The sequence below is a fragment of the Mycobacterium canetti CIPT 140010059 genome, assembly GCF_000253375.1.
GTDB lineage: Bacteria > Actinomycetota > Actinomycetes > Mycobacteriales > Mycobacteriaceae > Mycobacterium > Mycobacterium tuberculosis.
On the sequence record NC_015848.1, the window covers coordinates 3033703 to 3046793 of the forward strand.

Sequence of the window (13091 nt, forward strand, 5' to 3'; positions counted from 1 at the left end):
CCCGCATGGTCGCCGCGGATCATCGAGCACTCGGCAGCAACAAATCCTATCCCGCCTCGCAGACGGCGGAGGCCATTTGGCCGCCGGCGCGTACTCTTCGCTACGACCGCCAGAGCCCTTGGTTAGCGACCGGATTCGACCGCCGCATGGGCCAAACTGTTACCGGTGTGGGTGTGCAGAACTGCGCAGTTAGCAAACGCCGATGCAGCGCGGTGGACCACAGCAGCCGCACACCGTACCGGCGCTGAGTGATAAACCCGACCCGGGCCCGGCGGATGCGATATCGTCTTGCGGCTATGGCGGGTATGCCAGAGGGCAAACTCATCCTCCTCAACGGCGGATCCAGCGCGGGAAAGACGTCGCTCGCCTTGGCGTTTCAGGATCTTGCCGCCGAGTGTTGGATGCACATTGGGATAGATCTGTTCTGGTTTGCGCTGCCGCCAGAGCAGCTTGACCTTGCGCGGGTGCGGCCCGAGTACTACACATGGGACAGCGCGGTCGAGGCCGACGGGCTGGAGTGGTTCACCGTGCACCCGGGCCCCATCTTGGACCTGGCCATGCATTCCCGCTACCGCGCCATCAGGGCATACCTGGACAACGGAATGAACGTCATCGCCGACGACGTGATCTGGACACGTGAGTGGCTGGTAGACGCTCTGCGGGTTTTTGAGGGCTGCCGAGTCTGGATGGTCGGGGTCCACGTATCCGACGAGGAGGGTGCCCGCCGGGAATTAGAACGCGGCGATCGCCACCCCGGGTGGAACCGCGGCAGTGCGCGCGCTGCCCACGCCGACGCCGAGTACGACTTCGAGCTGGATACCACCGCGACCCCGGTCCACGAGCTGGCCAGGGAGCTGCATGAGAGCTATCAAGCCTGCCCGTACCCCATGGCTTTCAACCGGTTACGCAAACGCTTCCTATCTTGAAATGGAGCCAAAAGTCGTGCGCAACTGGAACTTTCACTCCTGGCAAACGCTGGGGCGACCCGTCACCGCGCGCTTGGGTTCGGGTCGAATCGTCGGCCGCGCGGGTCGTGCGGAACATTGCACCCGACGCGGCGGAATCGGAGTTGAGAAGTACATGGCGGGACGCACCCGGCACCGGTCAGGCATTCTTTACCCATGGATGTGGAGGCCCTGCTGCAGTCGATCCCGCCGCTCATGGTCTACCTGGTGGTCGGCGCGGTGGTAGGGATCGAGAGCCTGGGCATCCCCCTTCCCGGCGAGATCGTGCTGGTCAGTGCCGCGGTGTTGTCGTCGCACCCCGAGCTGGCCGTCAACCCGATCGGCGTCGGCGGCGCTGCGGTGATCGGCGCCGTGGTCGGCGATTCGATCGGCTACTCGATCGGCCGCCGCTTCGGCTTACCGCTATTCGACCGGCTGGGCCGGAGGTTCCCAAAACACTTCGGCCCCGGTCATGTCGCGCTTGCTGAACGGTTGTTCAACCGATGGGGAGTCCGAGCCGTGTTCCTCGGTCGCTTCATCGCGCTGCTGCGGATATTCGCCGGACCGCTCGCTGGCGCCCTGAAGATGCCCTACCCGCGCTTCCTGGCCGCCAACGTCACAGGCGGCATCTGCTGGGCCGGCGGCACCACTGCACTGGTCTACTTCGCCGGGATGGCCGCCCAGCACTGGTTGGAACGGTTCTCCTGGATCGCGCTGGTCATCGCGGTCATCGCCGGCATTACGGCCGCGATCTTGCTGCGCGAACGCACTTCGCGTGCGATCGCCGAACTCGAGGCCGAGCACTGCCGCAAAGCCGGTACCACCGCGGCGTGACCGACCGGCTTGAATCCGGTACCCACGCTCACAGGAGCTGCAATCTAGACAGATCTCCAGTCATGTCATAAAAATGAGATCTGAAATTACTTGACAAGCTTGTCTTCGGACAGTGCGGGGCATCCGCCGCGGTGGCTGTACGCCGTCGATTAGGAGCGCATCATGGGCCTGATCACTACAGAACCACGCTCTAGTCCCCACCCGCTCAGCCCACGGCTCGTCCACGAGCTAGGCGACCCACACAGCACGCTGCGGGCAACCACTGACGGCAGCGGGGCAGCGTTGTTGATCCACGCGGGCGGCGAGATCGATGGCCGCAACGAGCATCTCTGGCGTCAATTGGTCACCGAGGCCGCCGCCGGCGTCACGGCGCCCGGACCGCTCATCGTCGACGTCACCGGGCTCGATTTCATGGGCTGCTGCGCTTTCGCCGCACTGGCCGACGAGGCACAACGATGTCGGTGCCGCGGCATCGACCTGCGTCTGGTGAGCCACCAGCCGATCGTCGCCCGGATCGCCGAAGCGGGTGGGCTGAGCCGAGTGCTGCCCATCTACCCGACCGTCGATACTGCGCTCGGCAAGGGCACGGCCGGTCCAGCCCGTTGCTGATCCCGGCCGTAAGAGCACCGAGCCGACCGCCGGTGGCCCCACCGCTAGGGCCGATCGCACCGCCGCGCGACGATGTTCGCGTCAGGCGCGCATGCGGTATCGCTTGCCTTGCAAGGTAATCCACTTCGGACATCCACGATGCAGGTCGCGATCAAGTCGGGCGCGCCGCAGCAGTCAGTGGCCGCGAGGGGCGTACATGATCACGGCTACCCCGGCCATGCAGCCAAGGGCACCGATGACATCCCACCGGTCGGGCCGGAACCCGTCCAGGGCCATGCCCCAGGCGAGCGAACCGGCGACAAACACACCACCGTAGGCGGCCAAGACCCGACCGAAATGGGCGTCCGGCTGCAATGTGGCGAAGAACCCATAGACCCCAAGCGCAATAACTCCGAGTCCCGCCCAAAGCCAACCCCGTTGCTCGCGGACGCCCTGCCATACCAGCCACGCGCCACCGATCTCCGCAACCGCCGCCAGGACGAATAGCAGGATTGACCGCACCACCATGGTTGCGAGCCTACGAGATCCGCTGCCCTGCCGCCCCCCAACCAATCGCGCACCCCAAATGCTTCCCGTCACCCGCGCTCAGCCAGACACCGGTGTTGGCTACAACTATGGTTCCCGGATCAGGCGCAGCAGTTCGGGTTGAGCACGGTACACAGCGCTTGCAGGGCTTCAGGATGTACCCGATGGAAGACGTGCATGCCCCGGCGATCGGAAATGACCAGGCCGGCCTTGCGCAGCTGGGCCAAGTGGTGGCTGACGGTGCCATCGCTGAGGCTGAGCGCCGCCGCTAGTTGGCCGCTGACCTGCTCGCCGGCCGGCGAGCTGAACAGGTAGGACATGATCTTGACTCGTGCCGGGTCTGCCAGGGCCTTCAGCCGCAGCGCCACCGCCAAGGCGTCGCCGTCGCTCATCGGCCCCGCCGCCACCGGGGCGCAGCACACGGGAGCGGAGATGTCAATCACGGGCAGCGACTTGGGCATAGGCCCACCCTGCCAGATACCTTGACATATATCAAAGAGATGTTGCACACTGGGTTCGGCGCTATTTTGATATAAGTCAAACAACTGGGAGGTGTCTACCAATGTCCCGCGTTCAGCTAGCCCTCAACGTCGACGACCTGGAGGCCGCAATCACGTTCTACTCCAGGCTGTTCAACGCCGAGCCCGCCAAACGCAAGCCCGGATACGCCAACTTCGCGATCGCCGATCCGCCGCTTAAGTTGGTGCTGCTGGAGAACCCCGGCACCGGCGGTACCCTCAACCATCTCGGTGTGGAAGTCGGCTCGAGCAACACCGTGCATGCCGAAATCGCCCGGTTGACCGAAGCCGGACTGGTCACCGAGAAGGAGATCGGCACCACGTGTTGCTTTGCCACCCAGGACAAGGTGTGGGTGACCGGCCCGGGTGGGGAACGCTGGGAGGTTTATACCGTGCTGGCCGACTCCGAGACCTTCGGCAGCGGTCCTCGGCACAACGACACCAGCGACGGCGAAGCAAGCATGTGCTGCGACGGCCAAGTCGCCGTTGGCGCAAGCGGCTAACTGTAGGCCTGACCCCGGGGTGCGTCTCCAAGCCGCGGAGCCCACCCCAGGCCACTCAATGCCCCCTAACCCGCGTAGCGCCGTTCACCGCGTGGCCGCTTGCGGACCTGATTCGATATTTGTCAATATTGATGTATGTCGAATCTGCATCCGTTACCAGAGGTGGCGAGCTGCGTAGTCGCGCCGCTGGTGCGCGAACCGCTGAATCCTCCGGCCGCGGCCGAAATGGCGGCCCGGTTCAAAGCCCTGGCCGATCCGGTGCGATTGCAGCTGCTGAGCTCGGTTGCCAGTCGCGCCGGCGGCGAGGCCTGCGTCTGCGACATTTCCGCGGGAGTCGAGGTGAGCCAGCCCACGATTTCGCATCATCTCAAGGTGCTGCGCGACGCGGGTTTGCTGACCTCGCGGCGTCGGGCCTCGTGGGTGTACTACGCCGTGGTCCCCGAGGCGCTGACCGTGTTGTCGAACCTGCTCAGCGTGCATGCCGATGCCGCACCCGCCCTGGGGGCACCGGCATGACGGAGACGGTCACCCGCACCGCGGCCCCGGCGGTGGTGGGCAAACTCTCGACGCTGGACCGCTTCTTGCCGGTGTGGATCGGGTCGGCAATGGCCGCCGGGCTACTACTGGGCCGGTGGATTCCCGGCCTGCACACCGCCCTAGAAGGGGTTCAGCTCGACGGGATTTCGCTGCCGATCGCGCTAGGCCTGCTGATCATGATGTATCCGGTGCTGGCCAAGGTGCGCTACGACCGCCTCGACACCGTCACCGGTGACCGCAAGCTGCTACTCGGCTCGCTGCTGCTGAACTGGGTACTGGGCCCGGCGTTGATGTTCGCGCTGGCTTGGCTGCTACTGGCGGATCTGCCCGAGTACCGCACCGGGCTGATCATCGTGGGCCTGGCTCGCTGCATCGCCATGGTGATCATCTGGAACGACCTGGCCTGCGGGGATCGCGAAGCCGCCGCCGTGCTCGTCGCGTTGAACTCGATCTTTCAGGTGGCCATGTTCGCCGCGCTCGGCTGGTTCTACCTGTCGGTGCTACCGGGTTGGCTGGGCCTCGAGCAGACCACCATCGCCACATCCCCGTGGCAGATCGCCAAGTCGGTGCTGATCTTCCTCGGCATCCCGCTGCTGGCCGGCTACCTGTCGCGGCGGATCGGCGAAAAGACCAAGGGCCGCAACTGGTATGAATCCCGCTTCCTGCCCAAGGTGGGACCGTGGGCGCTCTACGGTTTGCTGTTCACGATCGTGATTCTCTTTGCGCTGCAAGGAGATCAGATCACCGGCCGACCGCTGGACGTCGCACGCATTGCGCTGCCGCTGCTGGCCTACTTCGCCATCATGTGGGTAGGCGGCTACCTACTGGGGGCGGCGCTGCGGCTAGGGTATCGGCGCACCACCACGCTGGCGTTCACCGCCGCGAGCAACAACTTCGAGCTGGCCATCGCGGTGGCCATCGCCACCTACGGCGCCACCTCCGGGCAAGCCCTGGCCGGAGTCGTCGGGCCCCTGATCGAGGTACCCGTCCTGGTGGGGTTGGTCTATGTGTCCCTGGCGCTGCGCAACCGCCTCGCCGGTCCCAACGCGACCCACGATGCCGACAAACCCAGCGTCCTATTCGTCTGTGTGCACAACGCCGGACGTTCCCAGATGGCCGCCGGGCTATTGACCCACTTGGCCGGTGACCGCATCGAAGTCCGTTCGGCCGGAACCGAGCCCGCCGGTCAGGTCAATCCGACGGCTGTGGCCGCGATGGCCGAAATGGGCATCGATATCACCGCCAATGCCCCCACATTGCTCACCGGCGGGCAGGTCCAGTCCAGCGACGTCGTCATCACGATGGGCTGCGGCGATGCCTGCCCTTACTTCCCGGGTGTCTCCTACCGCAACTGGAAACTACCCGATCCCGCCGGCCAGCCCCTCGACGTTGTGCGCATGATCCGCGACGACATCGCAGACCGCGTCCAAGCCCTGATCGCCGAGCTGCTGGCCACCGCCAAGACCAGATAGCGTGTGCCACGCTCGGTGCTGCGCCGATACGTGAGATCCCGGCTGGGATCGGATTTTCCGCGTGTACGGCGGCTAGGCACCAGCGGATCGCATTTGTACTGGTTAGAGACTTGCCGAGTGGCCGCATTAGCCTGTGTGGAGCGCTTGGTCAAAAAGCTCGGCCCTGTTCGGCCCTATGGGTTCCTGTTGATCTGCCCTGTTCGTAGTCTCGACAAAGCGGCTGCCCGAGATCGCGTGCGACGATATCGGGAGCGGCTGCGGCAACGAGGTCTGCGGCCGATACAGATCTGGGTTCCCGATGTGAACGCACCCGAATTTGTCGGCGAAGCACACCGTCCGTCGGCGCTCGTCGCGGCCCGCGAATACGAGGACGACGATCAAGCCTTCGTCGATGCGGTATCGGTCGACTGGGACGACGCCACCTGACGTGCGGCGCGGCGACATCCACACCGCGGCGGCGCGTGGTGCCTACACCGGCAAGCCACGCCGGTCGCGGTCATCCAGAATGACCGGTTCGATTCGACGGCCTCGGTTACCGTTGTGCCGTTTACCACGCGTGATGTCCAGGCATCCCTGATGCGAATCCCGGCCCCAGCGTCCAACACCACCGGGCTGACCGAGACCAGTCGCCTGACGGTCGACAAGGTGACAACATCCCCCGCACCAGCCTGACGCGGCAGGTTGGTCGGTTATCGGCCAAAAACATGGTCAGGCTCGACCGTGCATTGCTGGTTTTCCTGGCCGGCTGACAATTGCGCCACCTGGTCATCAGAACTGATCGGGCGGGGAAACGAAACGGGGCTCCCAGCGGAGGTCATGAGTTGGCGCGCCGGTTTCGCCGCGATCTCTCCGAACTTGACCGCTAAACCTCGGGGCAGAAGTCATGAACAAGCCCGTTAGGAGGCGTTTGAGGCCGTAAATGTTGATGAGGGCGGGGAAAAGTGTCGTCATGGCCGTCGCGCTGAATTCACCACGCCCCCACGACGGAGCTCGTGGGCACCCAGCATTCACTGCTTACCACTACGATCTCGCTCACGAGGTTCGAGCAGCCACTGTCGCCTGCCGCCAACGAATAATGCTCCCTGACCTAGTGGTCCCGGCTGGGATCGAACCAGCGACCTTCCGCGTGTGAAGCGGACGCTCTCCCACTGAGCCACGGGACCGGCGCCGAGGAGACGAACGAGGTCGAAGATTAGCACGTGCAAGACATCGTCAGCAGCAGTCTACGTGCGCTTCACATAGGGGCTGCGATAGCCTAGAGCCGCAACGTACCAAGAGATTTGTGTGGGCCCGCTCACCTCGACTATCGTCGTGCTTCGCACCGGGCGACGATCTCGTTCGTTGCGCGCGGATGTAGCGCAGTTGGTAGCGCATCACCTTGCCAAGGTGAGGGTCGCGGGTTCGAATCCCGTCATCCGCTCGAAGGTGCTAGTGGCATCAAATCCCAGCGGTGGAGTGGCCGAGTGGTGAGGCAACGGCCTGCAAAGCCGTGCACACGGGTTCGATTCCCGTCTCCACCTCCAGGTTCAACCCCCAGCGCGATTAGCTCAGCGGGAGAGCGCTTCCCTGACACGGAAGAGGTCACTGGTTCAATCCCAGTATCGCGCACCACGATTGACCTGCGGTTTCATCCACAAAATCTGGGCTGCGTGAACTAAATGTGAACTGACTCGGTGCAACCACCGAAAGGTTCCTCTCATGCCCACACCCCGCGAGCCCCTGTTCTGTGCCCACGCCGACACCGACGGTGACCCCACCAGATGCGCCTGCCGCCCGCTGGCTAGCCTGGCCTGTTGCTGCAAGCGCCTGGTCGACGCCCGCTATCACGCTGTTGTCGCGTCCACCGAACTCACCGGGGCACGCCGCACCCGCGCAACCGAGCTGACGGAGCTGATCACCACCGCGCTCGCCTTCTGCGAACGGCTGCAAACGGTCGTTGAGGTACGACCCAATGCTCAATGTAGTCCCTGAGGCCGGCGATCGTGAGAGTTCGGCTGCGCCGGTCGCGTTGGCGGGCCCGGTTTCATCGGTGATCGATGAGATCGTGCGCGAGGGTGCTCAGCAGACGCTGGCCGCGGCGGTGCGGGCGGAGGTGGCCGCCTATCGCGCCCAGTTCGCTGATGAGCGCGACGAGAACGGGCATCGGCTGGTGGTGCGCAATGGCTATCACGAGCCGCGTGAGGTGACCACGGCCGCGGGCGCGATCGAGGTGCACGCCCCGCGGGTCAACGACCGCCGGGTTGACTCAGAAACCGGTGAGCGGCTGCGGTTTTGTTCGGCGATCCTGCCGCCGTGGGTGCGCAAGACCCCGCGGGTGGAGCAGGTGCTGCCGCTGTTGTACCTGCACGGTCTGTCGTCGCAGGATTTCGGGCCGGCGCTGGGGCAGTTTCTGGGCTCGGCCAAGGGGCTGTCGGCGGCGACCATCACCAAGCTGACCCAGACCTGGCAGGCCGAGCAGAAGGCGTTTTCGGCACGCGACCTCTCGGGTGTGGACTATGTGTATGTCTGGGCTGATGGCATCCACGTCAATGTGCGCCTGGAGGAGTCCAAGCTGTGCCTGTTGGTGCTGATGGGGGTGCGCGCCGACGGGCGCAAGAAGCTGATCGCGCTCACCGACGGCTACCGCGAGGCGACTGAGTCGTGGGCCGATCTGCTACGCGATGCCAAGCGGCGCGGCATGCGCGCGCCGGTACTGGCGATCGGGGACGGCGCGCTGGGGTTCTGGGGCGCGCTGCGCGAGGTGTTCCCGCAGACCAAAGAACAGCGATGCTGGTTTCATAAGATCTCGAATGTTCTTGCCGCGCTGCCGAAATCAGCGCACCCCGGGGCGAAGAAAGCCCTCGCCGAGATCTGGAACGCCGAGGACAAACGCCACGCGCTGAACGCGGTCAAGGCATTCGAGTCAGCCTACGGCGCGAAGTACACCAAGGCGTTCGCCAAGACCACCGACGACCTCGGGCTGCTGCTGGCCTTCTATGACTTCCCGGCCGAGCATTGGGTGCATTTGCGCACCACTAACCCCATCGAAAGCACCTTCTCGACAGTGCGTAATCGGAGCAAGATCACCAAAGGGCCGGGCTCGCGCACGGCGGGAATCGCCATGGCCTACAAGCTGATCGAGGCCGCCCAGTCACGCTGGCGCGCGGTCAACGCACCACACCTGATCGCCCTCGTCCGTGCGGGTGCCAAATTCGAGAACGGCAAACTCGTCCAACGACCCGACGAAGCGGTCGTTGACAAGACCCAGGAGGAGGCCGCCTAAAGAATCTTGATCCACAGGTATTGACTATTGCTCCGGCCCGCCCCAGTTCAAGCCAGACCAATTTCGGGACGCCACGGCACACGAAAGCAGGCCGTCAATCCACGGTTGACACAATGCATAACGTCAACCTACTGTTGACGTCATGCCGGAGCCCACACCCACCGCCTACCCCGTCCGCCTCGACGAGCTCATCGACGCCATCAAACGGGTGCACAGCGACGTGTTGGACCAACTCAGCGACGCCGTCCTGGCCGCCGAGCATCTCGGCGAAATCGCCGATCACTTGATCGGCCACTTCGTCGATCAGGCCCGCCGCTCGGGCGCCTCCTGGTCCGATATCGGCAAGAGCATGGGCGTCACCAAACAGGCCGCGCAAAAGCGGTTCGTCCCCCGAGCCGAAGCCACCACACTGGATTCAAACCAGGGCTTCAGGCGTTTCACGCCACGGGCCCGCAACGCCGTGGTCGCGGCCCAAAACGCCGCGCACGGAGCCGCCAGCAGCGAGATCACCCCCGATCACCTGTTGTTGGGAGTGCTCACTGACCCGGCCGCACTGGCCACGGTGTTGCTTCAGCAGCAGGAGATCGACATCGCAACCCTGCGTACGGCGGTCACGCTTCCCCCGGCAGTCACCGAGCCGCCTCAGCCGATCCCGTTCAGCGGCCCGGCGCGCAAGGTCCTCGAGCTCACCTTCCGCGAGGCGCTTCGGCTGGGCCACAACTACATCGGGACCGAACACCTGCTGCTGGCACTGCTAGAACTCGAGGACGGGGACGGGCCGTTGCATCGATCCGGCGTCGACAAGAGCCGCGCCGAGGCCGACCTGATCACCACGCTCGCATCGCTCACCGGCGCCAACGCTGCCGGCGCAACCGATGCCGGCTGAGGCGAGCGACCCCTCCCCTTCGCGGCGCCGCGTGTGCAATCATGCGAAGGTCCCCCACCGGGAGCCGAGGAGGCACAGATGCGCCGCTGGCTGATCGTCCTCGCTACGCTGCTCGTCGCCGCCGCGGGCGTTGCGGCCGCCAACGACGTGCCCCGTGCGTGGGCCGGCGACGCGCCGATCGGCCACATCGGCGACACGCTGCGTGTGGACACCGGCACCTACGTCGCCGACGTCACCGTCAGCAGCGTCGTACCGGTCGATCCGCCGCCGGGATTTGGCTATACCCGCAGCGGCGTCCCGGTCAAAAGCTTCCCCGACAGCTCAGTGACCCGCGCCGACGTGACGGTCCGCGCGGTCCGGGTGCCCAACTCCTTCATCTTGGCCACCAATTTCAGCTTCACCGGAGTAACGCCGTTTGCCGACGCGTACAAGCCGCGGCCGTGCGACGCATCCGATTGGCTCGACGCCGCGTTGGGCAACGCGCCACAGGGCTCGATCGTTCGCGGCGGGGTGTACTGGGACGCCTACCGCGACCCGGTGTCGGTTGTCGTGCTGCTGGACAAGAAAACCGGCCAGCACCTCGCACAGTGGAACCTTTGACCTGCACCTCGAGATCGCCACGGCCGACGTGACCGACGCCGACGAGTTGGCCGCCGTCGCCGCACGCACCTTCCCGCTGGCGTGCCCACCAGCGGTCGCCCCGGAGCACATCGCGTCGTTCGTCGACGCCAACCTGTCGTCGGCCCGGTTCGCCGAGTATCTGACCGATCCGCGGCGCGCCATCCTCACCGCCCGCCATGACGGCCGAATTGTCGGTTACGCCATGCTCATTCGCGGTGACGACCGGGACGTGGAGCTGTCCAAGCTGTACCTGCTGCCGGGTTATCATGGCACCGGAGCCGCTGCGGCATTGATGCACAAGGTGCTGGCTACCGCCGCCGACTGGGGCGCGCTCCGGGTGTGGCTGGGTGTCAACCAGAAAAACCAACGCGCACAACGCTTCTACGCGAAGACTGGTTTCAAGATCAACGGCACCAGGACGTTTCGACTGGGAGCCCACCACGAGAATGACTACGTCATGGTTCGCGAGCTTGTATGACCCCCGCCGTCAGGGCCAGCAGGCGAGATGTGGCCCGCAGGTACTTCTTTCGGTATCCACCGGCCAGCATTTCCTCGCTGAAGATGGTGTCCAGCTTAGCGCCGGACGCCACCACCGGAATGCCGGCGTCATAGAGCCGATCAACGAGCGCCACCAACCGCAGCGCAACGTTCTGGTCGTCGATGCCGTGCACGCCGGTCAGAAACACCGCGGTCACACCTTCGATCAGGGTCAGATATCGCGACGGATGCATGGTGGCCAGGTGCGCGCACAGCGCGTCGAAGTCGTCAAGGGTCGCCCCCTCAACACGTGCGGCACGCGCGGCCACCTCCTCGTCGGACAGCGGCGCCGGTGCCGGCGGCAGATCACGGTGTCGGTAGTCCGGACCCTCGATCCTCACCGTGGTGAAAATGCTTGCCAGGGTGTTGATCTCGCGTAGAAAGTCCTGGGCGGCGAAGCGGCCCTCGCCGAGCTGTTCGGGCAGTGTGTTGGAGGTGGCGGCCACCGAAACCCCCCGCTCTACCAGAGCCGAAAGCAGCCGGGAGATCAGCGTGGTGTTGCCCGGATCGTCCAGCTCGAACTCGTCGATACATAAAGCGGTGTAATTGGCCAACAGATCGATACAGTCGGCGAAGCCGAACACACCGGCCAGCTGGGTCAGCTCACCGAACGTCGCGAATGCCTTTGGACATGTCGGCGCGTCCGGGCCGGTTCCAGGCAGCTGGTAGAAGGCAGAGGCCAGCAGGTGCGTCTTTCCTACCCCGAACCCACCGTCCAGGTACAGCCCCACACCGGGCAACACGTCGCGCTTGCCGAACCATTTCTTGCGGCCTGCACGCCGCTCGACGGCCTGCCGGCAAAAGTCCTGGCACGCCACGACGGCGGCCGCCTGGGTGGGTTCAACCGGGTCAGGTCGATACGTCGCGAAGCTCACCTCGGCGAACGTCGGAGGCGGCCGCAGTTGGGCGATCAGCCGCACCGGAGACACGGTCGGATGCCTGTCCACCAGGTGGTCCACCGAACCGCAAGCTTCGGAGGCAGACCCGTGCATGGTGGCACTGTAGCGACGTGCTGCAATCAAGGTCATGCCCGACTCTGGTCAGCTCGGAGCCGCTGACACCCCGCTAAGGCTGCTCAGCTCGGTGCATTACCTCACCGACGGCGAACTCCCCCAGCTTTACGACTATCCGGATGACGGCACCTGGTTGCGGGCGAACTTCATCAGCAGCTTGGACGGCGGCGCTACCGTCGATGGCACCAGCGGGGCGATGGCCGGGCCCGGCGACCGATTCGTCTTCAACCTGTTGCGTGAACTTGCCGACGTCATCGTGGTCGGCGTGGGCACCGTGCGCATTGAGGGCTACTCCGGCGTCCGGATGGGTGTCGTCCAGCGCCAGCACCGGCAGGCCCGAGGCCAAAGCGAAGTTCCGCAACTGGCAATCGTCACCAGGTCCGGTCGCCTTGACCGTGACATGGCGGTATTCACCCGGACCGAGATGGCACCGTTGGTGCTCACCACCACGGCGGTCGCCGATGACACGCGCCAGCGGCTCGCGGGCCTCGCCGAGGTGATCGCGTGCTCCGGCGACGATCCGGGCACGGTCGATGAGGCAGTGCTCGTGTCCCAGCTCGCGGCTCGCGGTCTGCGCCGGATCCTTACCGAAGGCGGGCCGACGTTGCTCGGGACATTCGTCGAGCGTGACGTGCTCGACGAGCTGTGTCTGACGATCGCCCCCTACGTCGTCGGCGGCTTGGCGCGCCGCATAGTGACGGGACCCGGGCAGGTGCTGACCCGGATGCGCTGTGCCCATGTCCTCACCGACGACTCCGGCTACCTGTACACCCGCTACGTCAAGACCTGAACAGCTGGACGTGAATGCCCGCCTCTCACCGACCCACTAC

18 protein-coding genes, 4 tRNA genes and 1 pseudogene are annotated in these 13091 nt (G+C 65.2%); 17 read left to right on the plus strand and 6 right to left on the minus strand.

The genetic code is table 11. The features are described 5' to 3' along the window. Positions 1-5: 5 nt before the first annotated feature. The 4 genes from MCAN_RS14075 to MCAN_RS14090 all read left to right on the plus strand — a co-directional run bounded on the left by MCAN_RS14075 (position 6) and on the right by MCAN_RS14090 (position 2387). Complete coding sequence (locus MCAN_RS14075) at positions 6-248, plus strand: hypothetical protein (RefSeq protein ID WP_014001369.1); 243 nt, start codon at positions 6-8, stop codon at positions 246-248. Beyond that, positions 249-926, plus strand: coding sequence for a chloramphenicol phosphotransferase CPT family protein (locus MCAN_RS14080; protein ID WP_003899406.1), 678 nt, complete (start codon positions 249-251; stop codon positions 924-926). Between the two features lie 195 nt (positions 927-1121). After that, the gene (locus MCAN_RS14085) at positions 1122-1778 is read left to right on the plus strand and encodes a DedA family protein (RefSeq protein ID WP_003413654.1); all 657 of its coding nucleotides are present in this window, start codon (positions 1122-1124) and stop codon (positions 1776-1778) included. Positions 1779-1940: 162 nt separating this feature from the next. Next, positions 1941-2387, plus strand: a complete 447-nt coding sequence (locus MCAN_RS14090) for an anti-sigma factor antagonist (protein ID WP_003413657.1) — start codon at positions 1941-1943, stop codon at positions 2385-2387. 174 nt (positions 2388-2561) lie between these two features. Here the strand turns inward: MCAN_RS14090 and MCAN_RS14095 are convergent, their stop codons facing one another. Together MCAN_RS14095 and MCAN_RS14100 are read right to left on the minus strand one after the other, a co-directional pair. Beyond that, complete coding sequence (locus MCAN_RS14095) at positions 2562-2894, minus strand: YnfA family protein (RefSeq protein WP_003413663.1); 333 nt, start codon at positions 2892-2894, stop codon at positions 2562-2564. 119 nt (positions 2895-3013) lie between these two features. Further along, complete coding sequence (locus MCAN_RS14100; protein ID WP_003413665.1) at positions 3014-3373, minus strand: Rv2640c family ArsR-like transcriptional regulator; 360 nt, start codon at positions 3371-3373, stop codon at positions 3014-3016. Positions 3374-3474: 101 nt separating this feature from the next. Here MCAN_RS14100 and cadI point away from each other — a divergent pair, with 101 nt between their 5' ends. The 5 genes from cadI (at position 3475) to MCAN_RS23980 (ending at position 6614) form a co-directional block, all read left to right on the plus strand. Further along, positions 3475-3933 (plus strand): cadmium-induced metalloenzyme CadI, encoded by a 459-nt coding sequence (gene cadI / locus MCAN_RS14105; RefSeq protein WP_003413675.1) that lies wholly within the window; start codon positions 3475-3477, stop codon positions 3931-3933. Between the two features lie 135 nt (positions 3934-4068). After that, a complete protein-coding gene (locus MCAN_RS14110; RefSeq protein WP_003899407.1) occupies positions 4069-4449 on the plus strand; it encodes an ArsR/SmtB family transcription factor in 381 nt (126 codons plus the stop codon). Continuing rightward, the gene (arsB, locus tag MCAN_RS14115; RefSeq protein ID WP_014001370.1) at positions 4446-5942 is read left to right on the plus strand and encodes an ACR3 family arsenite efflux transporter; all 1497 of its coding nucleotides are present in this window, start codon (positions 4446-4448) and stop codon (positions 5940-5942) included. The genes MCAN_RS14110 and arsB overlap by 4 nt, the downstream gene beginning before the upstream one ends. A 234-nt stretch (positions 5943-6176) precedes the next feature. Next, positions 6177-6368 (plus strand): antitoxin MazE family protein, encoded by a 192-nt coding sequence (locus MCAN_RS14120; RefSeq protein ID WP_003912823.1) that lies wholly within the window; start codon positions 6177-6179, stop codon positions 6366-6368. Between the two features lie 114 nt (positions 6369-6482). Next, positions 6483-6614, plus strand: coding sequence for a hypothetical protein (locus MCAN_RS23980; RefSeq protein ID WP_003413709.1), 132 nt, complete (start codon positions 6483-6485; stop codon positions 6612-6614). A 419-nt stretch (positions 6615-7033) separates the two neighbouring features. On the opposite strand, the gene MCAN_RS14125 is transcribed toward MCAN_RS23980, so the two are convergent. Further along, positions 7034-7105: transfer RNA gene (locus MCAN_RS14125), tRNA-Val, on the minus strand. 184 nt (positions 7106-7289) lie between these two features. Here MCAN_RS14125 and MCAN_RS14130 point away from each other — a divergent pair. The 3 genes from MCAN_RS14130 (at position 7290) to MCAN_RS14140 (ending at position 7553) form a co-directional block, all read left to right on the plus strand. After that, positions 7290-7362, plus strand: a tRNA-Gly gene (locus MCAN_RS14130). A gap of 29 nt (positions 7363-7391) precedes the next feature. Then, positions 7392-7465 (plus strand) — tRNA-Cys (locus tag MCAN_RS14135). A 13-nt stretch (positions 7466-7478) separates the two neighbouring features. Next, positions 7479-7553: transfer RNA gene (locus tag MCAN_RS14140), tRNA-Val, on the plus strand. Here the strand turns inward: MCAN_RS14140 and MCAN_RS21730 are convergent. Further along, positions 7524-7769 (minus strand): hypothetical protein, encoded by a 246-nt coding sequence (locus tag MCAN_RS21730; protein ID WP_014001372.1) that lies wholly within the window; start codon positions 7767-7769, stop codon positions 7524-7526. The genes MCAN_RS14140 and MCAN_RS21730 overlap by 30 nt on opposite strands. Further along, positions 7766-7882 (minus strand): annotated as a pseudogene (locus MCAN_RS23660) (hypothetical protein); the annotation flags it as partial. The gene MCAN_RS21730 and the pseudogene MCAN_RS23660, both read right to left, overlap by 4 nt. An 11-nt stretch (positions 7883-7893) precedes the next feature. Here MCAN_RS23660 and MCAN_RS14150 point away from each other — a divergent pair. The 4 genes from MCAN_RS14150 to MCAN_RS14165 all read left to right on the plus strand — a co-directional run bounded on the left by MCAN_RS14150 (position 7894) and on the right by MCAN_RS14165 (position 11189). Beyond that, positions 7894-9204, plus strand: a complete 1311-nt coding sequence (locus MCAN_RS14150; protein WP_014001373.1) for an IS256 family transposase — start codon at positions 7894-7896, stop codon at positions 9202-9204. Between the two features lie 142 nt (positions 9205-9346). Further along, on the plus strand, positions 9347-10090 hold the full coding sequence (locus MCAN_RS14155) for a Clp protease N-terminal domain-containing protein (RefSeq protein ID WP_014001374.1): 744 nt from the start codon (positions 9347-9349) through the stop codon (positions 10088-10090). Between the two features lie 78 nt (positions 10091-10168). Then, a complete protein-coding gene (locus MCAN_RS14160) occupies positions 10169-10690 on the plus strand; it encodes a hypothetical protein (RefSeq protein ID WP_003413846.1) in 522 nt (173 codons plus the stop codon). A gap of 28 nt (positions 10691-10718) precedes the next feature. Then, a complete protein-coding gene (locus MCAN_RS14165; protein WP_003413852.1) occupies positions 10719-11189 on the plus strand; it encodes an N-acetyltransferase in 471 nt (156 codons plus the stop codon). Here MCAN_RS14165 and zapE read toward each other — a convergent pair. Next, positions 11167-12276: a cell division protein ZapE gene (gene zapE / locus MCAN_RS14170; RefSeq protein WP_014001375.1), complete on the minus strand. Its 1110-nt coding sequence runs from the start codon at positions 12274-12276 to the stop codon at positions 11167-11169. The genes MCAN_RS14165 and zapE overlap by 23 nt on opposite strands. On the opposite strand from zapE, the gene ribD reads away from it, so the two are divergent. Continuing rightward, positions 12275-13051, plus strand: coding sequence for a bifunctional diaminohydroxyphosphoribosylaminopyrimidine deaminase/5-amino-6-(5-phosphoribosylamino)uracil reductase (ribD, locus tag MCAN_RS14175; protein ID WP_003413854.1), 777 nt, complete (start codon positions 12275-12277; stop codon positions 13049-13051). The two genes, zapE and ribD, sit on opposite strands and share 2 nt — an antisense overlap. The last annotated feature ends 40 nt before the right edge of the window (positions 13052-13091 follow it).